At 40.8% G+C, this 25391-nt stretch carries 28 protein-coding genes; 11 read left to right on the forward strand and 17 right to left on the reverse strand.

Annotated elements, in window-relative coordinates:
• The coding region (locus HWQ42_RS19545; protein WP_292815174.1) for a tetratricopeptide repeat protein at positions 1 to 676 on the reverse strand (676 nt) is incomplete at its 3' end.
• Positions 677 to 992: 316 nt separating this feature from the next.
• Between HWQ42_RS19545 and HWQ42_RS19550 the strand changes: the two genes are divergently transcribed.
• On the forward strand, positions 993 to 1277 hold the full coding sequence (locus HWQ42_RS19550; RefSeq protein WP_367119065.1) for a type II toxin-antitoxin system RelE/ParE family toxin: 285 nt from the start codon (positions 993 to 995) through the stop codon (positions 1275 to 1277).
• Between the two features lie 14 nt (positions 1278 to 1291).
• The gene (locus HWQ42_RS19555) at positions 1292 to 1600 is read left to right on the forward strand and encodes a HigA family addiction module antitoxin (RefSeq protein ID WP_292815177.1); all 309 of its coding nucleotides are present in this window, start codon (positions 1292 to 1294) and stop codon (positions 1598 to 1600) included.
• Between the two features lie 139 nt (positions 1601 to 1739).
• Here HWQ42_RS19555 and HWQ42_RS19560 read toward each other — a convergent pair whose 3' ends face one another.
• A complete protein-coding gene (locus tag HWQ42_RS19560; RefSeq protein WP_196517138.1) occupies positions 1740 to 1916 on the reverse strand; it encodes a ribbon-helix-helix protein, CopG family in 177 nt (58 codons plus the stop codon).
• Between the two features lie 172 nt (positions 1917 to 2088).
• Between HWQ42_RS19560 and HWQ42_RS19565 the strand changes: the two genes are divergently transcribed.
• The 3 genes from HWQ42_RS19565 to HWQ42_RS19575 all read left to right on the forward strand — a co-directional run bounded on the left by HWQ42_RS19565 (position 2089) and on the right by HWQ42_RS19575 (position 3249).
• Positions 2089 to 2601, forward strand: coding sequence for a hypothetical protein (locus tag HWQ42_RS19565; protein WP_292815191.1), 513 nt, complete (start codon positions 2089 to 2091; stop codon positions 2599 to 2601).
• Positions 2594 to 2899 carry a helix-turn-helix domain-containing protein gene (locus HWQ42_RS19570; RefSeq protein WP_292815194.1) on the forward strand — a complete coding sequence of 102 codons (306 nt, stop codon included), beginning with the start codon at positions 2594 to 2596 and terminating at the stop codon, positions 2897 to 2899. Before HWQ42_RS19565 ends, HWQ42_RS19570 begins: the two co-directional genes overlap by 8 nt.
• Positions 2900 to 3051: 152 nt before the next feature.
• Positions 3052 to 3249: a hypothetical protein gene (locus HWQ42_RS19575; protein ID WP_292815195.1), complete on the forward strand. Its 198-nt coding sequence runs from the start codon at positions 3052 to 3054 to the stop codon at positions 3247 to 3249.
• A gap of 32 nt (positions 3250 to 3281) precedes the next feature.
• Here HWQ42_RS19575 and HWQ42_RS19580 read toward each other — a convergent pair whose 3' ends face one another.
• The 8 genes from HWQ42_RS19580 to petH all read right to left on the reverse strand — a co-directional run bounded on the left by HWQ42_RS19580 (position 3282) and on the right by petH (position 10590).
• Positions 3282 to 3785 carry a TniQ family protein gene (locus HWQ42_RS19580; RefSeq protein ID WP_292815197.1) on the reverse strand — a complete coding sequence of 168 codons (504 nt, stop codon included), beginning with the start codon at positions 3783 to 3785 and terminating at the stop codon, positions 3282 to 3284.
• Positions 3785 to 4405, reverse strand: a complete 621-nt coding sequence (locus tag HWQ42_RS19585) for a TniB family NTP-binding protein (RefSeq protein WP_292815200.1) — start codon at positions 4403 to 4405, stop codon at positions 3785 to 3787. The genes HWQ42_RS19580 and HWQ42_RS19585 overlap by 1 nt, the downstream gene beginning before the upstream one ends.
• Positions 4395 to 4622, reverse strand: a complete 228-nt coding sequence (locus HWQ42_RS19590; RefSeq protein WP_292815203.1) for a hypothetical protein — start codon at positions 4620 to 4622, stop codon at positions 4395 to 4397. The genes HWQ42_RS19585 and HWQ42_RS19590 overlap by 11 nt, the downstream gene beginning before the upstream one ends.
• Positions 4623 to 4625: 3 nt before the next feature.
• The gene (locus HWQ42_RS19595) at positions 4626 to 6341 is read right to left on the reverse strand and encodes a Mu transposase C-terminal domain-containing protein (protein WP_292815206.1); all 1716 of its coding nucleotides are present in this window, start codon (positions 6339 to 6341) and stop codon (positions 4626 to 4628) included.
• A 369-nt stretch (positions 6342 to 6710) separates the two neighbouring features.
• Positions 6711 to 6908 (reverse strand): hypothetical protein, encoded by a 198-nt coding sequence (locus tag HWQ42_RS19600; RefSeq protein ID WP_292815209.1) that lies wholly within the window; start codon positions 6906 to 6908, stop codon positions 6711 to 6713.
• 14 nt (positions 6909 to 6922) lie between these two features.
• The gene (locus HWQ42_RS19605; RefSeq protein WP_292815212.1) at positions 6923 to 7669 is read right to left on the reverse strand and encodes a Uma2 family endonuclease; all 747 of its coding nucleotides are present in this window, start codon (positions 7667 to 7669) and stop codon (positions 6923 to 6925) included.
• A 142-nt stretch (positions 7670 to 7811) separates the two neighbouring features.
• Positions 7812 to 9098 carry a homoserine dehydrogenase gene (locus HWQ42_RS19610; RefSeq protein ID WP_292815215.1) on the reverse strand — a complete coding sequence of 429 codons (1287 nt, stop codon included), beginning with the start codon at positions 9096 to 9098 and terminating at the stop codon, positions 7812 to 7814.
• 142 nt (positions 9099 to 9240) lie between these two features.
• Entirely contained in the window at positions 9241 to 10590 is a 1350-nt protein-coding gene (gene petH / locus HWQ42_RS19615; RefSeq protein ID WP_292734939.1) for a ferredoxin--NADP reductase, read from the reverse strand.
• 1443 nt (positions 10591 to 12033) lie between these two features.
• Between petH and HWQ42_RS19620 the strand changes: the two genes are divergently transcribed.
• Together HWQ42_RS19620 and metK are read left to right on the forward strand one after the other, a co-directional pair.
• The gene (locus HWQ42_RS19620; RefSeq protein WP_292734934.1) at positions 12034 to 13038 is read left to right on the forward strand and encodes a phosphoribulokinase; all 1005 of its coding nucleotides are present in this window, start codon (positions 12034 to 12036) and stop codon (positions 13036 to 13038) included.
• Positions 13039 to 13300: 262 nt separating this feature from the next.
• Positions 13301 to 14575: a methionine adenosyltransferase gene (metK, locus tag HWQ42_RS19625; RefSeq protein WP_292734931.1), complete on the forward strand. Its 1275-nt coding sequence runs from the start codon at positions 13301 to 13303 to the stop codon at positions 14573 to 14575.
• 224 nt (positions 14576 to 14799) lie between these two features.
• Here metK and HWQ42_RS19630 read toward each other — a convergent pair whose 3' ends face one another.
• The 4 genes from HWQ42_RS19630 to HWQ42_RS19645 form a co-directional block, all read right to left on the reverse strand.
• Complete coding sequence (locus HWQ42_RS19630; protein WP_292734929.1) at positions 14800 to 15984, reverse strand: anion transporter; 1185 nt, start codon at positions 15982 to 15984, stop codon at positions 14800 to 14802.
• Positions 15981 to 17249: an MFS transporter gene (locus tag HWQ42_RS19635; RefSeq protein ID WP_292815218.1), complete on the reverse strand. Its 1269-nt coding sequence runs from the start codon at positions 17247 to 17249 to the stop codon at positions 15981 to 15983. Before HWQ42_RS19635 ends, HWQ42_RS19630 begins: the two co-directional genes overlap by 4 nt.
• A 322-nt stretch (positions 17250 to 17571) precedes the next feature.
• Positions 17572 to 18027 (reverse strand): pentapeptide repeat-containing protein, encoded by a 456-nt coding sequence (locus HWQ42_RS19640; protein WP_292815221.1) that lies wholly within the window; start codon positions 18025 to 18027, stop codon positions 17572 to 17574.
• 306 nt (positions 18028 to 18333) lie between these two features.
• Positions 18334 to 19197, reverse strand: coding sequence for an alpha/beta hydrolase (locus HWQ42_RS19645; protein ID WP_292815224.1), 864 nt, complete (start codon positions 19195 to 19197; stop codon positions 18334 to 18336).
• Positions 19198 to 19405: 208 nt separating this feature from the next.
• Between HWQ42_RS19645 and HWQ42_RS19650 the strand changes: the two genes are divergently transcribed.
• From HWQ42_RS19650 to HWQ42_RS19660, 3 genes are read left to right on the forward strand one after another with little or no spacing between them, the layout of a single operon-like run.
• The gene (locus HWQ42_RS19650) at positions 19406 to 20224 is read left to right on the forward strand and encodes a DUF1206 domain-containing protein (protein WP_292815226.1); all 819 of its coding nucleotides are present in this window, start codon (positions 19406 to 19408) and stop codon (positions 20222 to 20224) included.
• Positions 20225 to 20257: 33 nt separating this feature from the next.
• Positions 20258 to 21412 (forward strand): family 10 glycosylhydrolase, encoded by a 1155-nt coding sequence (locus HWQ42_RS19655; RefSeq protein ID WP_292815229.1) that lies wholly within the window; start codon positions 20258 to 20260, stop codon positions 21410 to 21412.
• Positions 21413 to 21424: 12 nt separating this feature from the next.
• Positions 21425 to 21853, forward strand: coding sequence for a DUF2358 domain-containing protein (locus tag HWQ42_RS19660; protein ID WP_292815232.1), 429 nt, complete (start codon positions 21425 to 21427; stop codon positions 21851 to 21853).
• Between the two features lie 519 nt (positions 21854 to 22372).
• Here the strand turns inward: HWQ42_RS19660 and HWQ42_RS19665 are convergent.
• Positions 22373 to 22645 carry a hypothetical protein gene (locus HWQ42_RS19665; protein ID WP_292815234.1) on the reverse strand — a complete coding sequence of 91 codons (273 nt, stop codon included), beginning with the start codon at positions 22643 to 22645 and terminating at the stop codon, positions 22373 to 22375.
• A 496-nt stretch (positions 22646 to 23141) separates the two neighbouring features.
• On the opposite strand from HWQ42_RS19665, the gene HWQ42_RS19670 reads away from it, so the two are divergent.
• On the forward strand, positions 23142 to 23603 hold the full coding sequence (locus HWQ42_RS19670) for a hypothetical protein (protein WP_292815237.1): 462 nt from the start codon (positions 23142 to 23144) through the stop codon (positions 23601 to 23603).
• Positions 23604 to 23783: 180 nt separating this feature from the next.
• On the opposite strand, the gene HWQ42_RS19675 is transcribed toward HWQ42_RS19670, so the two are convergent.
• Both HWQ42_RS19675 and HWQ42_RS19680 read right to left on the reverse strand, forming a co-directional pair.
• Positions 23784 to 24593, reverse strand: a complete 810-nt coding sequence (locus HWQ42_RS19675; RefSeq protein WP_292815239.1) for a prohibitin family protein — start codon at positions 24591 to 24593, stop codon at positions 23784 to 23786.
• Positions 24594 to 25191: 598 nt separating this feature from the next.
• A partial coding sequence (locus HWQ42_RS19680) for a hypothetical protein (protein ID WP_292815242.1) occupies positions 25192 to 25391 on the reverse strand: 200 nt, incomplete at its 5' end.

Genomic DNA, 25391 nt, shown 5'->3' on the forward strand with positions numbered 1-25391 from the left:
ACTGTCCCAGACTGGAGTAAATAAAGCCAATGTTGTTGAGCGTTGTGCCAACACCTGAGAGATCGCCGATTTGTTGAAGAATGGCTAAAGCTTGCTGATAGTACTCCAAGGCTTTGGGGTACTGTCCGAAATAGTTGTAAATTACACCAATGTTGTTGAGAGAAGCGCTTTCCCCTGAGCGATCGCCGATTTGTTTACTAATCGCTAAAGCTTGCTGATAGTACTCCAAGGCTTTGGGGTACTGGCTTAATTTCCTGTAAGATAAGCCGATATCATTGAGTGTTGTGGCTTCTTGAGTGCGATCTCTTAGTTGCCTGCGAATTACTAAAGCTTGCTGATAAAATTCTATTGCTTGGGAAAATTTATCTTGATAGTAGTAAACATCACCAATGCTGTAGAGTGTATCACCTTCACCCTTGCGGTCTTTAGCTTGCTGGTATAAAGCCAAAGCTTTCTCAAATTCCTCTAGTGCTGCTTGAAATTGGTTTTGGTTTAGTTTTTGTTTACCCTCTGTTAGTAGTCTATCTGCCTCATCTTTCTGATTTTCACCAGTTTGTGCTTGTGCCAAAGTTAGGTTTACAACACCTGCAACAGCTTTGAGTTCTCCCGTGACAGCAAACGACAACAATAGAGTTACAAGCATGACTCTCAAGCGATCAACACTACTTAGAAGCATTATGTCAACTTAATAATTTGATATATCCGCAAATTCTATGAAATAAACACAAGACTTCGAGCAGAATTTTCGGAAATTTATTAAATCAGTTTCTAATTCGGTATTTCTTGCTAAACTACGTCATTAAAATCTGGGTGCGAGGGATAAAAACAAACGTCAAACTCCATAAAAAAATTGACTTGCTCTAAAATTCAGAGGAACTTGCACAGCCTTTGCCCAAGCAAATACAAGTTTACAGGTTGAAGGGGAAAGTAAAAATCGATCACTTGACAATATATACTAACGTTTAACGATAGTAATGCGAAACGATAGTATTGTGATTGTCAGTTTCAAATCTGAAGAGACAAAGCTAATCTTTGAAGGCTTCATATCTCCTCAATACCCGCCCAATATCCAGAAAACTGCTTTACGAAAACTGCTTATCCTTGATGCAGCAACATCAATTAATGACTTGCGTGTTCCACCTGGAAATCGCTTAGAAAAGCTAGTTGGCGATAGAATTGGGCAGTACAGTATTCGTATTAACGATCAATGGCGAATCTGCTTTGTTTGGACAAATGAAAACAATGCTTCGGAAGTTGAAATAGTCGATTACCACTAAGTATAAAAATCATTATGAATAACAACCGTCTGCCAAACATCCATCCTGGCGAAATCCTGCAACTAGAATTCTTGGAACCGTTGAATATCACACCTTATCGATTAAGCAAAGATATAGGTGTAAGTCAAACACGAATTAGCGAAATTTTACAAGGAAAGCGTAGTATTACAGCAGATACAGCCTTGCGTCTATCGCGCTATTTTGGGAACAGCGCTCAGTTTTGGTTGAATTTACAAACGCAATACGATTTACGTCAAGCTCTTGAAGAAAATGCAGAAGTTTACAATCAAATTCCTCAACTTCCGTTTAATGATGTAGCCTGAACTTATTTTCAGATACCGAAACTACTTATTTGGTAAAGATTTTTATTTAACCATTATTTTCTATTGATGTAATCTCCTGATATTTTTTCTCAAAACCTAATTGGTTTACAGGTGATATCTAAGGGCAAGCATCTACGCCTCATTTACCCTTCTCCTGAGTAGGCGAAATTATCCCTTCCGCCTGCGCTTGTTTAACGGCTCGTTTCAGAATTAACACTGCCATTTGCGACAAAGAACGCTCCTCTGCATCCGCCAGTTGTTGCAGAGCTTCCTTGTCTTCTTCTTCCATGTAAATACTTACTACAACTTTCCCCATGTGACTATCATCAACTTATTTATGTGTTTCTATATTAAATCACTAAAAACACATAAATAAAAATAAAACAACATTAAAATTATGTATAATTACTGATAAGTCAAAAGCCAGCGCTCAACTTTTGCAGGGAAGACGCTGACTTTTGGCCCCCTCTATACAGGAGACATATTCCATGTTAAAGCCTGTTTGCTACAAAACAGATGAACACAGAAGTTATCTACAAGCTTTAGATGACTTCGGAATAACTCAACTATTGGCAAAACTCAGCGATTATGGTGAGCAGCAAGAACAAGAAACTTTAGCGGCGGTGTTGATTTCTCACCTAACCCAGAGCATCAATGCTGAACTAATAGCTAATTATTTGAGTGCAATTGCTAAAAATCGCCAAGATTTATTTCCAGAGTTGACTAACCAGAAACTTTCTGTTGATTTACCCGACGATTTTCCTGATACAGCCAAAACACCCCGCTTTTTGTACGGCGATAGATTACGCTGGCTTAGTTCTGACACCGACTGGGGAATAGTGATTGGCAGATTTTATAGCTTTGCCCCACATCTTTGCTGCTGGAGTTGGTGCTACCTAATTTGGTTAAGCAAAGACAGCCTCAGTGCAGCTTGGACATCTGCCGATATCGCTTGGGAGGAGGATTTAGAACCACTGGAAGGAGAGCCAGTATATGACTAATCCCCGCCCTCTACAAGAACGCGAGCAAAACCTGATTGACTTTTACAGCCATTGTCAACTAGGGATGACACCCAATCAATTTTATACCAAATGGGACGTTAATCATGAGGCGATCGCTCGGATTTGCTCTCGTTCACTTTCAACTGTCCGGCGTTGGTTTTCCAAGGGTCGCAATTACCGCAGTCCCATGCCCAGTGATTTACGCCATCTTGCCCTGATGGATTTGCTGCTAGAAGGCTTTGAGGAGATTCCTGAAGGACTTTTAAACAAGCTCTGTTTAACTAACCAGAGTAAATAGGGATTAAAAGTCAACAAATTTCAATATCATTCTGACATTTTTTTACCAGCCACTCTACTGTGAGAGTGGCTTTTGTCTAGAAAATTTTGTGAGTAAGTAAGCTTTAACCACTCAAGTAATCGGCTAAATCACAAGTATTGTCAGGAGGTTTTGTGAGCTACATTGACAAACTTCATCCTTGGTGTATCGTCCGTCATTTCCCCAGTATGCAACACCAAATTGTTGCTCGTTTTCGTCGTCGAAGCGATGCAGAAGCCCATTCACAAGCACTGCGCCGACTTATACCAAGTGCGACTTTTACAATTATATTTAATCTGGAAGTGGTGCAGTTAGACAGAAGCACTCTCTAGTTAGGACATTCTAGAAATTAAAATACTAGTATTTAATAATACTTCTGGTGTGTTGCCATATCAGCAAACGTCATAAAACACCTTTGACACCAACCATCCACCCATAACGCTGGAAACTTAAATCTTGCCCCACAGTTGGGACATTCTGAAAGCAAGCTTAACTTGTGGCGATCGCACCCCTGCATTACCTTCAACTGCCATTCAATCTTGTGACATGGTGACTTGATATAACAAGCAGCACATAACCGAATCGGCTCCATTTTCATTCCCACCCCAGCAGGTGGTAACGTCTGCACTAACCTATCGACATCAACCCCCACTACAACAGCCAATGCTTCCAACTGCTGCTGAGAAAGAGGGGGATTAAACCGAAACTTTTCCCATCGTGCGATCGCACCCCCAAGTCCTGCTGCCTTACCTAACCCAGTAGGGGTTAAATCATTTGCCTGTCGAAAGCGTCCCAAAAAATGACTTAGGCTTTCTCCTTGATATGGTTGAACTCTAAACAGCCAAGGCTTAATATTTTCCGCTTCCATCACTTGTACTCAGCAGCTACTTCCTTCAAAGTTTCCAAGTCAATTTTTTGCAGTCCCTTTTTTAAAGCCCGGATTGCAGTTTCTCGCAGAATCATATCCATCAAACCGATATAACCTCCAGTTGCTTCCCCTAACGTCTTCAACATCGTCTTACTCGAAAGGTTGGAAGCAACTGGCAATCTCAGTATTTGTTTCTCCCAAATATCCACCGTTCGCTTAAAATCTTCCCCTGACATCTTTCCAAAACGGTGACAAGACCGAAAACGGTTGTAAACCTGCTCATCCCGCTTAATCACTGCATCTAAGCGATCTGTTCCTACCAAAATCACTGCTATTTCCAACCTGTCAAAAATATCACGCACTTCCGCAAAAGTTTTCGGCTTAAAGCGATCAGCTTCATCAATAATCAACATCTCCACCCCGCAACCTTTGAGAACTCGCAGTGTTCTATCTCGGATTTCTGCCACTGTTCCTTTAGTTACTTGATATTTCAAATGCTCCATAATTACCCCAAAGAATTCCTTAGCACCGCACTCTTGGGGAATTTGGATATAAGCCACAGGTACAGTTGGGGGTTTTCCTGCAACTTGAGAGGGTTTATTCCTAAGCCTATAGGGCATCACAACCCATTGTTTTACCCGTTCTCGACTCACCTACCACACGCCCAGATTGTCTTGATTGGCGCTTTCCTTCCAACCAATCATGGAGAATTTGCACTTGTTCAAGTGGGACAAAACCTTTACGATTTAATCGTTGAATCTCCGTCTGTAATTTTTCACTATTAACGGGAATATCACCCAATTGTTGGGCGACTGCTTGAGCTTCTTTAGAAGTCATTTTCTAAAATCCGTAATCTTCACGCATTTGTTCGTAATCAAAAACTTCCGGCATCTCTGGCTCAGGTTCGCTATCAATAGATACCATCTCTATTGATTCCTGTGGCTCAACAGGTATAAGTTGTTTAGATTTTTTGACCTCAGCCTGTTCTACTTTCTGACGCTCTTTTTTAGTTTTCTTTTGAGTTGGGAATATTTCGCGTTCCCTAACTTCAGCCAAAATTGAGCGATTGCTCACAGCTTTACCCGCTTCTCTGACCTTACGACTGATAGCTTTTGCTTCATCTAAAGATAGTTCTTCTGTCTCTAAATCTTGAGCATAAGCACGAGCAATAAATACTTCTTTATCCCCTTCTATGCGATAAACCAAAATCGTTGTGATGTCTCTGGGGTCATATCGCAATACAACACTTTCCCCCGCATAACCCGCTAAGAGTTCACCTCGATACATCAAGTTTTCAAATTGCAGATATCCCCCACGTTGAATTTGTCGCCGTGTTTGCTTCATTAAGCAAATATCCAAATCCCTCTCGGAAAGTAAATCGGGTGCTGCAATTAAACCAGATTCCCAGCGTTGAAATCTTGTCTGATCGCCCATTCGAGCATCAAGTCGCTGGTTATAGTTATCAACGATGTAACGCACCAACATTTGCTCTAACTGCCGCAATGTTAAGCAAGCTTTTTTCTCCGCTTCCTCTGGTCGCTCTTGAACGTTTGAACCTGTATATCCTTCTAAAGTTGAGAATAATTCTGTGTTTAGAGTTTTAAACGGGCGCTCAACACTACCACCTTCAGATGGGCGATCGCGCAAATGACAAACAAACCCTAACTGCACTCCTATTTGCTGTAAATGGTTGGAACGAAAATCTATACCCGCATCTGTATAAAAGTGTTGCGGTAAACCAGAAGTACCCCATTCTTCATGAAGTCCATATTCTGAACCATATTGCTTGGGCAAAATTGCATGACGTAACGCCAAAGCTACAACAGTCGAACTTGGTGCATCGTAGCCTAAGTTAATCCCCATAATGCAGCGCGAATAGCTATCAATAACCGTTGTTAACCAAGGACGACTTAGAATTTTGCCATGCTGGTCTACTAATAAAACATCAACAAGAGTGTGGTCGCACTGCCAAACTTGGTTACTATGTTCTATTTGCAAGTCTTTTCCATCACGGGTTTTCACTGATAAGCGCGAACCACGCCAACCCGGACTGCGAATACTTTTAGCTTGCTCAATTTTATCTATTAACGGCTGCAAAATTCGGTAAACCGTCATGTGGGAAGGATGCTTAACTCCCAGTTCGTCTGCTCTCGCCTTCACTCTAATAAATACCTGCTGGCGAGTCATCCTTTTACTTCCCTTATTACCCTCCTTATAAGTTTTCAATACAAACTCTTGCCAGTCTTCATCAACTCGATGCTTCCCTTTATCCATCCGTTGATTTTGCGCCAGTCCAGCCAAACCTTCCTGTTCCCATTTATCTACCAGCCGTCGCACTGTACGTACTGATTTACCAAGCTTTTCTGCCGCTTCCTTGAGCTTTTGAGTATATGTAGTGCGATCGCTATTTTCTAAAAGACTTTGAATCACCTCCATTTTCAGCAAAGCTTCATCTGAAAGTTTAGAAACAATAACGTTTTGTTCAGCAAGATCGTTGTTAACATCTGCGGAGCTTGCCCAAGTTGTAGAGGTTGTAGAAAATTCTGCATTTTGCATACAGTGTTTTATCAAAACATAGTTGTATTATACTATTAAAATGACAAATAATTTGTTAATTTATGAAAACTCATGATTTTTCCAGGTTTTTGGAAGTGACAATTAAATTGTGAAATATCTGGTATTTGACATCTAATTAGTGAATATCGGCTTAGATTGGTATAACTGTCTTAAATAGGAAAAAACCTGATATAATCCTTGCTATGTCAGGGTTTTAGGTATTTAGAATATTTTGACAATATTTTGTTAAATTGACAAATAATTAGTTAATGTACATAATTTTTGCGAAGCTCGGTGCGCCTTTATCTCGCTTGCAGATTAGGATTCTGGTTAAACGCCAAGCGATCGCAATTTCGCCCATTAATTAAGTTAAAAAACGGATGGCGCAATTGTTGAGAGTTCCTTCTTTAATTCTTGCGACAAAGATTCCAAAAACATCATGTCATTGGTGACATCTGAAACCTCATCATCATTCAAATTTTCTGTCTCTAATTGCTTTTGATAAGCTTCAATTCGAGATTCCAGCGCCTCAATAATAAATCGAATTGCTTTAGGAGAAAAATTCACGTTTAACAACTCCCTTAATAGGCTTCCGGTTCAACGCCGAGCGATCGCAATTGAGCAGTCAAGCGATCGGCTCTTTGTCTTTCCTGTTCAGCCCGTTGGGATTCTTGTTTGGCTCTTTCATCACCAGTCAACAACAAATTACCCTGCAAATCCCACCAACGTAACCAGGGCAATTGAGCGTTTTGATATTCTCCTTGCCAAATACCTAACTCAACTCCCAAGCGCGTTATCGGATAATGTCCGCGTTCATTTGCTGCTAACAACTGATATTGTCCACCAATTAATTTATAAACTTCTACACTGGCTTTATTCACTTCATAAATGCCATAAAAAGCCGGATGAATTACTTGCTCATAAATCCAAAATTTGCCCTGCCAAGGGGTTTTATCTCGTTCTTCACTACCATCCCCAGAAACAAATTCTAAGGCAATTAAGGGGGCAATAAATTCTCGCCACAGTACATAAGACCTCCGCGTTTGTCCATCGAGCAAGGGCGGTACATTTCCTACATAAAACCAATCTGGTGCTTCTGCACCTCGTTCTGGCGGATCTGTCAAGCGCCAGTAAATACCTAAGTCCTGACCTATACAATATTCACCTTCAGGATGTAATTGTTTGAGGATAGGTGTAATTGAGTCAGTGAGTAAGATGCTTTGGGGATGCTCTTGCCAATTTTTCACGAAAGTACCGTCTGACTCTGGTAGCTGCGTATGATCGGGGAAAGGAGTGAGGGCGGTGGATGGATCGGTTGCAGAGGTCATAGGTCTAGCCTCGCGCTGGGGGTGAAGTTTATTTTTTAGTTTAGCTTGCGTACTTAACCAAGTTTTACTCGCAGCTAAGAATCCTTTGAGGTAATTAAAAATTGGAGCAAAGCAAGTTGACGAGCTTCACTCCCGACTAATCTCAAAGTACACGCAGTAAGCTGGGAATGCTTTCGATTGCTGACAAATCCCGAATTTCTGCCAAAGCTTGCCTAAAATTGCCTTCTAGCACATCATGGGTAACAACTACAATCTCTGCTAGTTCCCCTTGAAAGCCTGTTTGGACAATTGACTCTAAGCTAACGCCATAGTTACCAAAGCAAGTACCCAATTTCCCGATAACTCCAGGTTGGTCATTGGTGAGAAAACGGGCGTAAAACCGAGTTATCAATTCGGCCATCGGCGCAATTTGGCAGTATTCCTGATGCCCACAAGCTAATAATGGATTTGTAACTGCTGTATTAGTTTTGAGGACAGCAACTAAATTCAAAATATCTGACGTGACAGCACTGGCGGTTGCACCAGCACCAGCACCGGGGCCAAAAAACATTACTTGCCCTATAGGTTCTCCTTCGACAAGAATGGCATTGTAAACGCCGTTGATGCTAGCCAAAGGGTGGGCTTGAGGCACTAAAGTAGGATGAACTCTGACGGAAAGCGGGGATGAAGGAGTATCACGTTTAGCGATCGCTAACAATTTAATCACAAATTCCAATTTTTCGGCGTAGGCAATATCTGTCTTACTGACTTGCCGAATCCCCTCAGTATAAACATCTTGTAGGTTGATGCGTCCCCCAAAACCTAATGATGCGAGGATGGCAATTTTATCAGCTGCGTCTAAGCCATCCACATCAGCTGTCGGGTCAGCCTCAGCATAACCCAAACGTTGGGCATCAGCTAAGACATCATTGAAGTTGCTGCCTTCTGTCTGCATCCGCGTCAGGATGTAGTTTGTTGTACCGTTAACAATACCCGTTACAGTATGAATTCGGTTAACACTTAAAGATTGCTTTAGGGGTTGAATTACTGGAATACCACCACCCACGGCGGCTTCTAGCATGACGTATACGCCTGCTTGATTGGCAGTAGTGAAAATTTCCGCTCCAAAGCGGGCGATCGCTGCTTTATTGGCTGTGACTACATGCTTACCATTACTTAAAGCTTTGAGAATTAGCGATCGTGCCGGCTCCAGTCCACCCATTACCTCGACAACTATATCTACCGCCGGATCGTTGACAATTGATTCTAAATCTGTAGTTAAGACTTCCGTAGACAATTCTACTGCACGGGGTTTATCTAGCGATCGCACTCCCACCCGATAAATTTCTATCTCTTGCAACAATGGGTGACGTCCAGCGCTATCTTGCAACAACTGCACTGTTCCCGTTCCCACGGTGCCTAATCCCAGTATTCCTAGTTTCACACCCATTTTGCACCCAATTTCACCAATAACAATTGTAGGTAGAGCGTTTGCCCTACCTACTGATTATCCTGCTTCCTTTGTCATTTGTCCTTTGCCCTTCGTTCTTTGTTTAAAACTAATGACTAATGACTAATGACTAATGACCAAATTAATAAGTTTCTACGTGCCAGCGATGAGCTTTCTTGAGTTGCTTCTGGTAATCACTCCAGGTTACACCTTCCTTAGCAGCAGCAGTAGTTAAGGCTGCATCAATACCTTCTTCCATACCTCGCAAACCGCAGATGTAAGTGTGGGTTTTTTCATTTTTAATCAACTGCCACAGTTCATCAGCATGTTCTGCTACGCGGTCTTGGATGTACATTCTACCGCCTTGAGGATTTTTTTGTTCCCGACTAATGGCAGCAGTCAGGCGGAAGTTATCAGGATATTTTTGTTCAATTTCTTCCAGTTCTTCCTTATATAAAAGGTTTGGAGTTGTCGGCACACCAAATATTAGCCAAGAGAATCCTTTAAATTGGTATTCTGGGTTAGCTGCTCTTTCCGCATCTTTAAACTGACGCCACAGATAAGCTCGCATGGGGGCAATACCTGTTCCGGTTGCCATCATGATGACATTAGCATCAGGGTCATCGGGTAACAACATTTCCTTACCCACAGGCCCTGTAATTTTTACATCTGCTCCTGGTTCTAGGAAACACAGGTGTGTAGAGCAAACACCGTAGACTGTTTCGCCAGTTTCTGGGTGCTTATATTCTAATTGGCGGACGCACAGTGATACTGTCTTATCATCTACATCATCGCCATGTCGAGTTGAGGCGATGGAATAGAGTCTAAGTTTTTCTGGCTTACCGTTTTTGTCTAATCCTGGTGGAATAATCCCAATACTTTGACCTTCTATATACTTCAAATCCCCGGCGGAAAGGTCAAATTTAAGGTGTTGAACAATACCAATACCACCTTCTTTGACTAGCGGTTCGTTAGATATTACCTTGCCAATAAACGGAGCATTGGGACGGTAAGTGTTAACAGGAACGTCACCGTGGTCTTTTTTGGCTTTCGCTTGAGTCATGGTGTTGCCTTTCTTGTCCTTGTTCTTGAGCTGTTCTTCAGCTGCTGGTGGTTTAGTAAAACCTTTGGTTTCACTATGAGTATTTACAGGTGTGGCTTTACCATTCCCTTCACTGTTAGCAGTTTCCCCAGATGTAGCTAACTCGCTGACAACGCTTGTAGCACTCCCAAATGAGGCTTTACCATTAACTGGCTCTAGCGCAGTTACAGGCTGGATGCTAACAATTGTGCCGCCTAGACGAGTGATACGTCGCATTTCTTGATTCATGCGGTTGTAAGGCACTCTGATGAACACACTGCCACTTTTCCGAATTGGGTAGTTAGTTTGATCGGTTTCTTCACTCTGACGCAAACCCACTACTTCATAAAGGAAGATGCGGCTACCTAATTCTGTGTTGGCAGCACCCTCAACAGCACCTTGATTGTACATTCGTTCTACCACTCCGATAATTTACTTAACCGTTTTTCAAAAAAAACTATTCCCATCCCATGCCAGCTTTAGTTTACCGGATTTTCGTTTCACAAAACTGGCCCTGAAGGAAAAACGGCATCATTAAATTAATGCCTTGCTAAGTACACTCACCAAAGACATGCAGGCATAGCAAAAAACACACCTGTTCACCTTCTAAGGTAAAGGATAAGTCTTGTGGAGAATGTTAATAATGAATCAATTTAATCTTTTTTTCGTTAACTACCACCCCCATTAGGGAGATAGCTTTTTACCTTATTACCAATGAGCAACTCACAATAGCAGATATTTTTGAAGGGCTGCTTTGATCGGTGGAAGCTACCGCTCAGTTTACCTCTAAAAGCTGCCCTTGTGCTTGCTTACTCCAGGGGTTTAAATCGGAGAATGCCACGAGAGGAAGGTTTTGTCTGATTGGTTTTACTTCTCCAAATCTACTACTCTTTTGGAATCTTGTTAGCTATCTTCATTACCTGTCAATGCAAAATTACATAACTAGGACAACTCCAGCTACAAACATCACGAAATAGAGAATCGTAATTTAAGCAACTCTAATTAGTTTCACTTGATGTGAAAAATCTGTCAACCTTCTATCAGTACTTTGCCATAACGTCAACGCTTCTATATGAGCATATCCATAAATTTACAGCCAAGAATTTGAGTAATGCAAGTTGTTTCCTCATTCGTTGGATAGATTTTTGCTTTGAATATATTAAGTATTGTCGAGCAGGAATGACAATTTAGGAACATTAGAAAATTTGCGGCAATATTGCGGCAATAATAAATTATACCTTATAGTCTTGATTCTATAGAATCACAACTAGCAGACAGATAAAGTTGTAACGCTGATGGGCAGTGCTGATCCCCATTTTTAACTTAACAAGTAAATTAACAAAAAAATGATTGAGGAACCACGCTAATTCTTCTTGACAGCAATCTTGTATGGGATACCTCCTTCTGTTAAAATCAAATATATCACTAGGATTAAATACTTACCGGCACCAACATTCAGGCTAGTCCGACGAGTAGCAACTTAAAAGAGTAGACAGGAGGCAAAGGGCAGATCGCGCAGCGTGTTGTAGACAAGGCAGGAGGGAAGAAGTATGAATGAATTTTTTTTTATTTCTAGGTCAAAAGCCCAGTTTAAAAATAAGAATTGTATTGAGCCAAAAGTGCCGCGAGATTCAAGGCATCTACAGCTTCAGTCCCACGCTTTTAAACGTGGGTTACTCCTGCTTTCTACCTCCTGCCTCCTGCCTCCTGATTACTTTGTTGCCTACCCGCTTGGTGTCTTATAGATGTGCTAGGTAGCAAGAACGCAGGATAAACCAAAGGGGTAAACTCCTGGCTTCAGAATCTGCTGTGTGAAAAATTATTGACACAACTTTAGTATTTTAGAGGAGATTTATGACAAGTAAGCCGGAACGCGTGGTACTGATTGGAGTAGCCGGAGACTCTGGTTGCGGTAAATCTACGTTTTTGCGTCGTTTGATAGATTTGTTTGGTGAAGATTTAATGACAGTCATCTGCTTGGATGACTATCACTCCTTGGATCGCAAACAGCGCAAAGAAACGGGGATAACGGCACTAGACCCCAGGGCGAACAATTTTGACCTGATGTATGAGCAAATTAAAGCGCTCAAAAGTGGTCAAGCGATTGATAAGCCGATTTACAACCACGAAACCGGCTTGATCGATCCGCCAGAGCGGATAGAGCCGAATCACATTATAGTTGTTGAAGGGCTACATCCTTTATATGATGAGCGGGTGCGATCGCTAATCGACTTCAGTGTTTATTTTGACATTAGCGATGAGGTCAAAATTGCCTGGAAAATCCAGCGAGATATGGCTGAACGCGGTCATCGCTACGAAGATGTGTTAGCGCAAATCAATTCCCGCAAACCTGACTTTGAAAAGTTTATCGAACCGCAAAGAGAATTTGCCGATGTGGTTCTCCAGGTTTTGCCCACAAACTTGATCAAAAACGACACCGAACGTAGAGTCTTACGGGTACGTATGCTCCAACGGGAAGGTAAGGAAGGCTTTGATCCAACCTACCTATTTGACGAAGGGTCAACAATCAATTGGACTCCCTGTGGACGCAAGCTGACCTGTTCTTATCCTGGTATGCAACTGTACTACGGTTCAGATGTTTACTACGGACGCTATGTCTCAGTACTAGAGGTGGATGGTCAATTTGACAACTTGGAAGAAGTCATTTACATCGAAACCCATCTCAGCAATACATCCACAAAATATCAGGGTGAATTGACTCACTTGTTACTCCAGCACCGCGAGTATCCAGGTTCCAATAATGGAACTGGTTTCTTCCAAGTGCTTACAGGTTTGAAGATGCGTGCTGCTTATGAGCGGTTGACAGCTACGGAAGCAAAGTTAGCGATTCAGGTTTAAAGCAGCAGTGTTTGTGTCAAAGCTTATGGGGGCGCTTCCGGGTACCCCTTTTTTTTTGTGTTATTAAATACATTTTAAATAAAAAATAATTAGCATACATTTATCTTGCTTACGGATATTTACCTTATAGTTAATGGTTTTTATCAATATCAAGAAGATACTAACGACTCAAGTATAAATATTGTTATGATTTCATAAATTAGTAGTTGAACTAAATGCCCACATTTAGTCAACGAAAAAACTCTCGATGGAGGAATTTCCTTTGTCTCGTCGATATTTATTTACCTCTGAGTCAGTCACAGAAGGTCATCCAGATAAAATCTGCGATCAGATTTCTGATACTATTCTGGATGCCCTATTGACACAAGACCCTAGCAGTCGTGTCGCCGCTGAAGTCGTAGTTAATACTGGTTTGGTGCTAATCACTGGTGAAATAACCACCAAAGCTAATGTAAATTTCGTCAATCTCGCCCGGAAAAAAATTGCCGAAATTGGTTATACCAATGCTGACAATGGCTTTTCTGCTAACAGCACCAGTGTTCTGCTGGCTTTAGACGAACAATCACCCGATATTGCCCAAGGCGTTAACACCGCCCAAGAAACCCGCGAACAAGATAGTGATGAACAATTTGACAAAATTGGCGCGGGTGATCAAGGTATAATGTTTGGCTTTGCCAGCAACGAAACACCCGAACTGATGCCTTTACCCATCAGTCTCGCCCACCGCATTGCTCGCCGATTGGCAGCAGTCCGTAAAACAGGTGAATTGTCATACCTGCGTCCTGACGGTAAAACCCAAGTAACTGTAGTCTACGAAGATGGACGCCCCGTAGGTATTGATACGATTCTAATTTCCACCCAGCATACAGCCAGTATTGGGGAAATTACGGATGAGGCGGCGGTACAAGCCAAAATTAAACAAGACCTCTGGTCAGCAGTGGTCGAACCTGTTTTTGGCGACATTGACGTTAAACCTAATGAAGAAACACGTTTTTTAGTCAACCCCACTGGCAAATTTGTCGTTGGTGGTCCTCAAGGAGACTCTGGTCTGACAGGACGAAAAATAATCGTTGATACCTACGGTGGCTATTCACGACATGGTGGTGGCGCTTTTTCTGGCAAAGACCCCACGAAGGTAGACCGTTCTGCTGCTTATGCGGCTCGCTATGTCGCGAAAAATATTGTCGCCGCTGGGTTGGCAGAAAAAGTTGAAATCCAACTATCTTATGCTATCGGTGTAGCACGACCAACAAGTATCTTAGTGGATACTTTTGGCACTGGCAAAGTGGATGAAGATACCTTACTGGAATTAATCAACAAACACTTTGAACTCCGTCCAGCAGGGATTATCCATACCTTCAATTTACGCAACTTACCAAGTGAACGAGGCGGACGTTTTTATCAGGACGTCGCGGCTTACGGTCATTTTGGGCGGGCTGATTTAGACTTGCCTTGGGAACAGACCGATAAAGCCGAATTGTTGAAGCAAGCAGCGAATGAGTCACTTTCGGCAGTAGTTGCTCAGGCACTGACTTAGACTTATACGCTACTGTAATAACTTAGTTTATCTACGTAGAGGGTATTGGCAACTTGACAACCAATACCCTTATTTTTTAGTAACCACCTGAATATCGAAAAAGAAAACAGAATTCAGAATTCAGAATACTCTACCCATGTTAGTTCAGCGTACCGTAGACTTCTTGACAAATGACAAATGACAAATGACAAATGACCAATGACCAATGACCAATTGACCAATGACTAAATCCAAAAATAAGTCAGGATGAGAGTCAGGACAGTCAATGGTAAACCAAAACGTAAATGCTCCCAGAATGACAACTGATAACCAAGTTTTGCGACAGCCTCAGCAACAATTAAATTAGCAACTGAACCTAACAAAGTTAGATTACCTGCTAAGGTAGATCCTGCTGCTAATAGTAACCAGGTTTTTGTATCTGGATGGGGAAGTAAATGTTGTAGTAATAATACTGCGGGAACATTAGAAACTAAATTTGAAAGCAGAGCAGTAATTCCTAATATGCTCAGGGGATTATAAACTAAACCGCTAAATAAATTCAATATTCCTAATTTTTCTACTCCAGCAGTCACAACAAATAGTCCAGAAAACATCACCAATAAATCCCAATCTACTTTATTTAAAACTCGTTGCGGTTTGATTCGTCTAGTAATGAAAAGTAAACTGGCAGCTATGAATGTTGCTTGGGCTGGGGGTATTCCAATTAAGAATGCAATTAATAGTCCTCCTGTTATCAATAGGCTTTTAGTAAGTAACGGTTTAAATATGCGGTAACGCACGGGGGTTACACTCGGACAAGACTTAGTAGAACGGACATCAGGATAAAGCCACCACAATAACGCAATTTGGATCAACAAACTTACTAATGCGATGGGAGTCAATGCTTTTGCAAAATCAAGATAGCTGATACCAGAGAACGAACCAATCAAAATATTTTGCGGATTGCCACTTAATGTAGCTACTGAACCCAGATTAGTTGCTCCCGCCAAAGCAAGTAAGTAAGGAATAGGATTGAGGTTCAAAGTTTGGGTTAAACCGAGAACCAAAGGAGTCAAAATTAGAGCAATGGTATCGTTGAGAAAAAAAGCGGAGAGAATTCCACTGCCGAAAGTTAAAACAATTAGCAAACCCAAAGGGCTACGGGTAAAGTGTGTAACTGTATCAAGGGTTAGTTGGAAAAAACCAGCGTAAGCTAAGTTTGTGCTGATTACCATCATGCCAAACAGGAAAACCAGCGTTTTATAGTCTATCGCTTGCCATGCTTCTTTGAGGTCTAATACCCCGAATGCCATCAACAAAGCTGCACCCACTAAAGCAATACTGGCTCGGTTCATCCGCAAACCAGGGAGATATCCTAAACCCAAACCTATATAAGTCAGCCCAATGATGATGTATCTGAAAACAATCATGATTTTGCTAGATGCTTTTGACGTGATGCCTTTCTATTAACTCCTGTTTTTGTTTCAGGTACACAGAACCAAAAAACTGCTAAAGCCACAACTGCGATCGCTGCTAAAATCAAAAAACCAACATTGTAACCAGCATTTTTAACCACAAATCCAGCCAACACGTTGCTCAAACCCGCACCGACACCAATAGCAGTGTTGAGCATCCCTTGGGTAACATTAAAGCGTCCCGTGCCTTTAGTCAAATCAGCTACCATCAACACCGAAAGCACACCAAAAATCCCACCTGCAATACCATCCAGAATTTGCACAGAAACGAGAAAATAGGGATTGTCCGAAAGCGTATACAGCACTCCTCGAATCGGTAAGACGGCAAAGCCAAGCAAAAATATGGGTTTTCGGGCTGTATGTGCGAAACGTCCAGCCAAGTTAGATACTGGAATCATCACTAACTGAGCCACAATGATACAAGCAGACATATAAACTGTGTCACTTGCCCCTTTACCCTGTGCCAATTCTTGACCAACTAGCGGTAACATAGCAGCATTGGCAAAGTGAAACAGAACTACTGCAATAGTAAAGAATAAGATTTTGCGATCGCTTAATAATTCCAATATGCCTTCGTAGCGGTGTTGATGTTTTTCTTGGTCTTCCTCATCGCTTTCTTCTCCATCTCCACGCGCTAGTTCGTGGTCAATTTCTCTTTCACGAATCATCCTTACTGAAATAATACTGCCTACAGCCATAGCTGCAACTAGGAAAAATATTGCCTTACGTGCAATAAAGTAACCTGCTAAACCAGCGAGAGTGGCAGCTAGCAGATTGCCTGTATGGTTAAATGTTTCATTACGACCTACCCGCCTATCTAATCTCTCATGTCCTACAAGTCCCAAAGTAATAGCAGTAATAGCAGGTGGGAAAATTGCTGCTGCAATCCCAATCATAATCTGAGAGCCGATGACAACAGGCAGGGTGGGGAACAAGCCCATAGCGATACAGCCGATAGAAACAAACACAGCAGCCAGTACAATCAACATCCGTTTCTGATTTAGCCTGTCAACCAATGCACCAGCTGGTGTTTGGGCAATAACTGTGGCAATTGTCGAAACTGACATTGCCATTCCAATCTGAACAGGGTTCCAATTTGCTGAAGCTTTCAGGTAAATGCTCAAATATGGCCCAACACCATCGCGCACATCCGCGAGAAACACATTCAAGTAATCAAGCGATCGCAAACTCTTCTTACTTGGTCTTCGCTGTTGTTGCATAAGTCTTTAGTGATATTTTGTAAGCTTTGGAGAGGTAACAATACCTTGTATAAAAATCGTGACAAAGATACTGAGAACCACTATATTTTCACAACTAATGTAGAGACGTTGCAGTGCAAGTCTCTACAGAACAGTATTGCCATAAGAAACCCCCTCTGCTTTTGTCATAGTAAAGTGATTACAACGCAGAGGGGTTTCATTTTTCTTAATATTTTTGTAGAGGCAGGTTTTCAGGATAATTCTGGCAAAAAACTAGTTTATTTGATTTAAAACCTGCCAAAACCTATGTTGTATTGATTTTAACCTGTGTAATCAGTTGGGCCTATTTCCAATCGGGAATTTCAGCGTCTTCTCCACCAATCCCGATTCCAGTGTTAAATATTTCCGCACCATTAAGATTTAGATCGTTCATTGATGCTTGATACACATTAGAATCGTGAATCGTAGCACGAGTAAAATTTACTCCGTTGAGATTAACTTGCTTCAAATTCACATTACTTACATAAGCGGATGTTAGGTTAGCACCTGCCAAGTTTGCACCAGTTAAGTCCGCACCTTCGAGGTTAGCTCCTACAAGATTAGCTCCTTGGAGCTTCGAGCCTCTCAAGTCAGCACCAATTAAATGAGCGCCACTGAGGTTAGCTCCTGATAGATCGCACTTAACACATTCCCCAGTTGAAAGTAGCTTTTGTAAATCCTGTGGATTCTCGGCTTTAACCGAGCTAGCGAAAAATAGGGGAGTTGCTAAGGCAATGGCCACTAATAGCTGGAGTTTCATAAATTTTCCCCCTTAATAATCAAGTTGCGTCCGTTCTGTCCCTCACAACTCTATTATCTCACTAAACTTCGTGAGGTCAATCTCTCTTGTGACAATCTATCTCCTGACAAGTTAGTTGTGATCTGAAACACAGATAAAACTGATGTCAAAAATGCCATTAATTTTGGATTTATGGCAGTTTTTACCAAAAATTCCTGAAAAAATGTCAGTATTAAATCACTATTAAATCTTTTTAAAAGCAAAAACTGGTGCTACTTGCTATAGCTAGTTAGAGAAGTATTTATACTTATTAATTGATGGTTTAGCTTAAGTCCTCAGAAATTCTCGCATATATTGATTAACTAATTTCGGCTGTTCTTGCTGCACCCAATGGCCACAATTAGGAATGTACTTGATTTGAAAATCCCTGACATAAGCTGCGGTGTTGTAGGTTAGTTCCTTGCCAAGTGCAGGGTCATTTTCTCCCCAAATCATCAGTGTTGGTACTTCCAGAACGCCCCAATTTGGATTTACCATTCTCTGTTGAAAAATATTGCGGTAGTAGTTCAACATTGCTGTGAGGGCACCGCGTTTTGCAGCAGCATTTTTATAAGCATCAATATCCGCTTTGCTGAAAGCACTCTTGTTAACTGCCATACTTTTAAAAGTTGTTTCAATAGCTTGGTAGTCTGAAGATTGTAAAAGTAATTCTGGTATCCACGGTAGTTGAAAGAGGAATATGTAGTTGCTACGTAGCAACTGTTGGGGAGTGCGTAACCCTTGGGCAAATTTGGCAGGATGAGGCAGGTTAAGAATAATTAATTGTTCTAACATTTCGGGGTGAGTGTATGCGAAATTCCACGCGATCGCACCTCCCCAATCATGTCCAACTAATATACATTTTTGGTATCCTAATACTCTAATTACTCCCCCAACATCTTTGATAAACTCATTCATTACATAAGCTGATTGCTCATTTGGTTTATCACTATCGTTGTAGCCACGCAAGTCAAGAGCGACAACTTTAAAGTTTTGGGCAAACTCTGGTATTTGATGCCGCCAAGAGTACCAAAACTCAGGAAAGCCATGCAACATCAACATTAAAGGGCCTTCACCTTGGGTAACGTAGTGTAGTTTTACCCCATTTGTAGTTAGATATTCGTGTTTCCAAGAAGTTTCTATTAGAGACATAATTAATCTAGATTCAGCATTAAATAACACTAAATAATAATACTGTACTTAATAAATTTAATATTATTTCGAGCAGCCTCACATCTATTAAAAGACAGTATTACAATAGTGATTTTTTGCCAAAATATTAGACAATTTGCCTTACGGTAGATGTAAATCGTGGGTAAATTTTGGTAAAAGGTAGATATAATAACTATCCTCAATTAACATGACACAACAGTTGACAAACCATGCTTCATTGTGGGTTGAGCGACTGGGACGATTTGGCTATGTTTCCAAGGGAGTAGTTTACGGTATAGTTGGACTACTAGCAGCACAGGCGGCTTTTGGTAGGGGTGGTAAAACAACTGATACCCAAGGCGCTCTTCAAACAATCGTCAACCAACCATTTGGTAAATTTTTGCTGGCTTTAGTTGCAATTGGCTTGATTGGATACGTAATCTGGCGTTTTGTACAGGCAATTAAAGATCCAGAAAACAAAGGTAATGATGCCAAAGGTTTGGCAGTGCGAATTGGTTACGCAGTTAATGGCTTGATTTATGCAAGTTTAGCCTTAAGTGCTGTGAAAATCGTTACGGGTACAGGCAGCGGTAAAAATAGTAGTGATTCTACTGAAGATTCGACAGCAAGTTTGCTTTCTCAACCCTTTGGTGAATGGTTAGTTGGAACTGTGGGGGTGTTTGTAATTGCTCTAGGCTTTTATCAGTTTTATCAAGCTTTTAGTGGCAAATTTCGTAAAGAACTCAATTTAACTGAATTAAGCAACACACAAGCCCAATGGGTAATGAGGATTTCCAGATTTGGTTTAGCAGCACGGGGTATAGTATTTTGTATTATCGGTTGGTTTTTAATTGAAGCTGCAAGGCAATCGAACGCCGCTACCGCAGAAGGTTTGGATGAAGTATTACAGACGCTAGCGCAACAGCCTAACGGAGCATGGCTTTTGGGTATTGTAGCACTAGGTTTGGTTGCCTATGGGATTTACACAATAATACAGGCGCGGTATCGTCGGTTAGTCAATGTTTAGACGGTGCAGTGCCGAGAATTTCAATTTATAGAAATGGCAATAATAGAAACTCGTGGTATCTGGTTGACCACTACTGATAGTAAGGTTCTCAGATCAAAGCAACGCATTGCTGAGGCGATGGATTTGCTTGCCGAGACGGGATTTAATGTGGTGTTTCCAGTTGTTTGGAATAAGGCACTAACTTTATATCCTAGTCAAACAATGCAGCAGACTTTTGGAGTCGAAATTGACCCTATGTTTGTGGGCCGTGACCCTTTAGAAGAGGTGGTAGTTGAGGCGCGGCGAGTTGGGTTGAAAGTCATTCCTTGGTTTGAATACGGTTTTGCCAGTTCCTACAATTTGAATGGTGGTGTACTTTTACAGAAAAAACCGGAATGGGCTGCACGTGATTGTAACGGCAATTTACTGAAGAAAAACGGCTTTGAGTGGTTGAATGCCCTCGATGCACAGGTGCAAGAATTCTTGTTGAGCTTGGTGTTGGAAGTTGTAAAGAATTATGATGTGGATGGTGTTCAAGGAGACGATCGCTTCCCGGCATTACCCTGTGAAGGTGGGTATGATGAGGTAACTATCACCCGCTATCGCCAGGAATTCGATCGCAATCCGCCACAGAACCCCAAGGATAGACAATGGTTACAGTGGCGTGCAGATATTCTGACTGAGTTTTTGGCGCTTCTCTACCAGGAGGTGAAAGCGGTGAATCCTAATTTATTAGTAGCGATCGCACCCAATATCCATGATTGGGCATTCCAGGAATATCTGCAAGACTCGCCCGCATGGCTGAAGCGGGGAATAGTCGATATGATTCAGCCGCAGATTTATCGCCGTGACTTTAGGAGTTACGCTGCGATCGCTGATAAACTGATAAACCAGCAGTTCACAGATGCGACACTGCCCAAGTTAGCACCGGGAATACTGATGAAGCTTGGCTCTTACTGTATTAGTCCAGAATATCTAGTGCAGGCAATTGAATACAATCGTCAACTTGGCATTCAAGGAGAGGTATTCTTTTTTTACGAAGGTTTGCGCGAGAATAACAATACCCTTGCTAAAATTTTGCGAAATGGGCCTTATGCTAAATCTGCATCATTTCCCACTCTGTCAGATTTGAGTACAGGTGGTGTGAGTCACAAGATGACATCTTCTATTTGGTCACGAGTGGAAAATTTGTTAAAAAAGATTTTTTAAGGGAAAAGGCGCGTGGAATATAAATTGCCAGTGGAAAAGGTAATTAATACTTTAAAAGAAGATTTACCGACACTTTTTCAAAAAGACATTTCTTATGACATTTATACACAGAATATCTATTTTAAAGACCCGGTGAATACATTCAAATACAAATTTAACTATCGAATTATATTTTGGACTTTACGATTTCACGCTCGGCTATTTTTTACTCAGATTTACTTTGATGTGCATGAAGTTTATCAGTCAGCCGAACACACGATTTTAGCAAAGTGGACGGTGCGGGGAGTGTTGCGCGTTCCCTGGAAAGCAGGGTTGCTTTTTAATGGCTATTCAACGTATAAACTCAATCAAGATAATTTGATATACGAGCATATCGACACCTGGGATAGAAAGCCAGGAGAGATTTTACGGCAGTTTTGGCAAAGGGAAGGAGATAGCTAGTTGGCTATTATATCATTGACATACTAGTACAACACGGCGGAAATAAACCACCCATTTGAAATGTCTGAAACCCTAACAGGTAATTACGAATTACGTTAGCGAGTCTTCGAGCGTCATTACGAATTACGAATTACGAATTACGCCTTGCGGTACTAGCAGGGTGCGTTGCAGACTTTGTCCAAACAGACTCTACTAGTCTATGAAGAGTGCTGAGTTCCGTTAGCGGTAGCGGTGCGTTTAGCCCGTAACTTTTAATAAAAATGAGATACAGCTTAACCTCACTCACCAGTAGATGTAGTAAAAGCAGTTTTATCAGGTGCGATCGCGGCATTATTCAATTTGGACTGTTATTGCTAATAGCTACTATAATTTTGCGCCTCTTTATTTTACTATTTACTCAACCGAGATTTTCTGTATGGAATTCTTACTTTAATATTTCAAAGGTTAAAGGGCAAAATAAACCTTTTACCCTTCACCTAAGAGCATTAACATACAGTCATAAATTATTTTTATGACCTATTACGAACCTTGTAAAATGTCATTAATTGAACTGATACTCTGTTTTATTTGTTCTGCCAGAGAAGTTCTTAATAAGTCCAGGTTTACTGTTGAAAAATTGAGTAGTCCCCAAGCATAAAATAGACTTGAAATCCCAATAGTTAAAGCCAATATTCTCCCAAAGCAACCAGGATTTATTTCAATAAAAGCTAACTTAGATTGCCCAATGACAGCAATCGTTATAAAAACAATTCCTACTATTAAAAAGGTGCTATTTGGAGTTAAATCTGTCATTTTTCGATTAATCAACCTCAGCACTTTTATTGTAGCTATTATTAGTTCAAATTTCTGCCCCTGCTAGATGCAAAAACATAAAAGTTTTACAACTCAACATTTACCCCAACCTAATAAGGCTCTGGCCATTCAGTATTGGTATTGGAACTTATCGTCTGCTATAATTAATAAATATAATTTTGATGTCGAAACTTATTGAGCAAATAAATGGTGTTAATTGTCTCAATTGTGTATAAATTTTTCTATCTCACTCAGATATTCAAGGAAAAACCAAAATTCTGCAAGAAGCGAACTAACTGATGTGTCTCTGGCAGAAATTCAGATATCGTGAAGTGGCAGTTGATTTAAACTCAATTTTGCTCTTTACGATTTTGCTGAGACTATGCAGTGGTAAAACTTTCAGCATCAAAAAACCAAAATGTCATCACTCCTATACTAGACGTTGATTTAGTTTATATATTAAACTACATCAAGACGATAGGAATAGTGGGTTTTTATGGAAAGCGTCCAAAACGTTAGTCAAGAGTTGAATGGAACAACAGACACAGCACTAGAGCAATTACAAAAGTCTACTCCAGTAGAATTCAAAAAAGACATTTTCAAAAAACTCAGAGGTGGATTTTTTCTAATACTCGGATATTTATTGTCACCACTATGTTGGTGGAATGACCTACTATTCAATCTGCCAATAGCTTATGGTTTTGGGTATGCATGTAGTTTACTTTCCCCAAAATTGCTTCTACCTTGTTCAATTATCGGATACTGGCTCTCTAACATTGTGGGAATTCTCTTGATGCAATTCGGTTCTAAGGACATTTTTCAAAAAGGGCCTCAAGAGCATAACCTCAAAAAAGAATTGTTCACAGGTCTAATTTCTTCAACAGTTTATACCCTGTTGATTATCCTATTGATCCAGTTGAAGATTCTTGATTCTCCTATTTTATTCTCCAACAGTTAATTTAGTTTATCACTTTCTAAAAAGGAATCGATAGCATGGGTGCACATCTGTGCATCCATACTATGTATATGTAGTAGATATAGCAATGTTTGGAAGAGCTACGAACAAAAAAAACCTGAATTATTCCATAAATTGGGGTTCTGAGTCTCTTGGTGGAGAGCCAATCAGGGAGTAAGAAGATCAATTTTCATCAAATTTTAAAAATTCACTTAAATTCAACAATTTTGGAGCCTCCTTACTTACAATTAATGGTAACTTACCATTCCATTTTTCTATTGCTTGCCTTTGCAGAATTTCTGGAGTTAAACCATCACGTAATAATCTGTGCATCTCAGCTTCGCCTTTAGCTAAATTAACTTTTGCTTCAGCCTCTTTTGTTGCTTTCAGTGCTATAAACTCTGCTCGTTTTGCTTCTTGTTCAGCAATCTGCTTTGCCTCCACTGCCTCACCAAATCTTTCAGAAAAATGCACATGAACTAGAGAAATATCATTAACTGCAAGGTGATAGCTACCCAGTCGCGTGGACAATGCATCATCTACTCCACTTTTGACTTCTCCTCGTTTAGTAATAATTTCTTCGGCAGTATACTTTGCTATTACTGCTTTTAGCACTTCTTCAACAGCTGGGTTAATAATCCGAATAACTACATTTTGTTCATCTCCGATTTCTTGAAAAATGGCATTTGCTTCCTGCGGGATAATATGCCAATTGAGAGCTATATCAGCGAAAACATTTTGTAAATCTTTGGAAGAAGCCTCAGTGGAGATTTCCTGTTTTTGGACTCTAATACTTAACTTGGTCACAGTATTGACTATAGGAATAATTAGGTGAAGTCCTTCTCCTAATATCTGGTTTTGTACTTCACCAAATTTCATTAACACACCACGTTCTCCTGCATTTACAATCACACAAGGTGTCAGGAAAAGAGTTATCAGGAACAAAAGAGCAGTCAGTTTACCGGCACTGTTGAAATTTGTAAATTTTATCATCTGTATGAACCATGTATGCATCTTGTATAGAGACACATATTTTAGGAGCTATGGGCTTCTTTCCGTCATGATTTTAGCTCGACTTTATCCAAAATTAAGAACATTCTCGACTTAATAGCAACTGCCCATTATTCAGCCGATATACACCAGTAGATTCGATAATCGGACGCTACGACAGGATATAGTTTTGACACCCCTCACGTCACTGTAGCTAGAAACTAAAACACCAAATCAAGACGATTAGTAATCAAAGCACCAGAACCTGTAATAGTAAAAGAGTTTTCTTGTCACTTGATGCCGCGTGAAATGTAACTATGGCGATGAGTGCATTAGCATCAATGACTACTGGCGTGGCACAGCTAAAATAGTGCAATAGAAATGCTCGAAAAAAGGGGGATTTCATGGGGAGAGGTCGCCGGAATAAAGTGTATCTAAATCCAGAGCAGCGTCAAAAGTTGGAAAGTATAGCAACCGCCAAGGCGATTAGGACAAACGATATACTTGATGAGTAAAGTAACAAATATTGATACTGCTCAAGCGGACAGTACAGGAACAGATAATGCCAAAACTAATGCATCATTTTAGCTGTGCCACGCCACTAGAGATAATTTGGTGAAGCTATTTTGGATGGAACTATTGTCAGGGGAATTAATCTCAACAGTTCCCGACAAGCCGACTCCAGAAGTCGCTGTAATAAATTTGGAAACATCGCTGGATTGAGTACCAACAAATACACCTTGGCTATTGAGGGACTTCCAAAGAATAAATTATTCCAAGAAAAACAAGAAATATGTTTTC

This window comes from Nostoc sp. JL23, from assembly GCF_017115065.1.
In the GTDB taxonomy this organism is placed as follows: Bacteria; Cyanobacteriota; Cyanobacteriia; order Cyanobacteriales; family Nostocaceae; genus Nostoc; species Nostoc punctiforme_A.

Bases quoted from the DNA above. Each gene is read 5' to 3' on its own strand.
- HWQ42_RS19590 (WP_292815203.1), bottom strand. From the start codon at position 4,622: ATGACTTCTAAAGAAGCTCAAGCAGTCGCCCAACAATTGGGTGATATT.
- HWQ42_RS19560 (WP_196517138.1), bottom strand. From the start codon at position 1,916: ATGGGGAAAGTTGTAGTAAGTATTTACATGGAAGAAGAAGACAAGGAA.
- HWQ42_RS19570 (WP_292815194.1), top strand. From the start codon at position 2,594: ATGACTAATCCCCGCCCTCTACAAGAACGCGAGCAAAACCTGATTGAC.
- HWQ42_RS19645 (WP_292815224.1), bottom strand. From the start codon at position 19,197: ATGTCTCTAATAGAAACTTCTTGGAAACACGAATATCTAACTACAAAT.
- HWQ42_RS19605 (WP_292815212.1), bottom strand. From the start codon at position 7,669: ATGACCTCTGCAACCGATCCATCCACCGCCCTCACTCCTTTCCCCGAT.
- HWQ42_RS19585 (WP_292815200.1), bottom strand. From the start codon at position 4,405: ATGCCCTATAGGCTTAGGAATAAACCCTCTCAAGTTGCAGGAAAACCC.
- HWQ42_RS19670 (WP_292815237.1), top strand. From the start codon at position 23,142: ATGGAAAGCGTCCAAAACGTTAGTCAAGAGTTGAATGGAACAACAGAC.
- petH (WP_292734939.1), bottom strand. From the start codon at position 10,590: ATGTACAATCAAGGTGCTGTTGAGGGTGCTGCCAACACAGAATTAGGT.
- HWQ42_RS19595 (WP_292815206.1), bottom strand. From the start codon at position 6,341: ATGCAAAATGCAGAATTTTCTACAACCTCTACAACTTGGGCAAGCTCC.
- HWQ42_RS19640 (WP_292815221.1), bottom strand. From the start codon at position 18,027: ATGAAACTCCAGCTATTAGTGGCCATTGCCTTAGCAACTCCCCTATTT.
- HWQ42_RS19565 (WP_292815191.1), top strand. From the start codon at position 2,089: ATGTTAAAGCCTGTTTGCTACAAAACAGATGAACACAGAAGTTATCTA.
- HWQ42_RS19675 (WP_292815239.1), bottom strand. From the start codon at position 24,593: ATGATAAAATTTACAAATTTCAACAGTGCCGGTAAACTGACTGCTCTT.
- HWQ42_RS19630 (WP_292734929.1), bottom strand. From the start codon at position 15,984: ATGATTGTTTTCAGATACATCATCATTGGGCTGACTTATATAGGTTTG.
- HWQ42_RS19635 (WP_292815218.1), bottom strand. From the start codon at position 17,249: ATGCAACAACAGCGAAGACCAAGTAAGAAGAGTTTGCGATCGCTTGAT.
- HWQ42_RS19620 (WP_292734934.1), top strand. From the start codon at position 12,034: ATGACAAGTAAGCCGGAACGCGTGGTACTGATTGGAGTAGCCGGAGAC.
- HWQ42_RS19665 (WP_292815234.1), bottom strand. From the start codon at position 22,645: ATGACAGATTTAACTCCAAATAGCACCTTTTTAATAGTAGGAATTGTT.
- HWQ42_RS19655 (WP_292815229.1), top strand. From the start codon at position 20,258: ATGGCAATAATAGAAACTCGTGGTATCTGGTTGACCACTACTGATAGT.
- HWQ42_RS19650 (WP_292815226.1), top strand. From the start codon at position 19,406: ATGACACAACAGTTGACAAACCATGCTTCATTGTGGGTTGAGCGACTG.
- HWQ42_RS19610 (WP_292815215.1), bottom strand. From the start codon at position 9,098: ATGGGTGTGAAACTAGGAATACTGGGATTAGGCACCGTGGGAACGGGA.
- HWQ42_RS19580 (WP_292815197.1), bottom strand. From the start codon at position 3,785: ATGGAAGCGGAAAATATTAAGCCTTGGCTGTTTAGAGTTCAACCATAT.
- HWQ42_RS19555 (WP_292815177.1), top strand. From the start codon at position 1,292: ATGAATAACAACCGTCTGCCAAACATCCATCCTGGCGAAATCCTGCAA.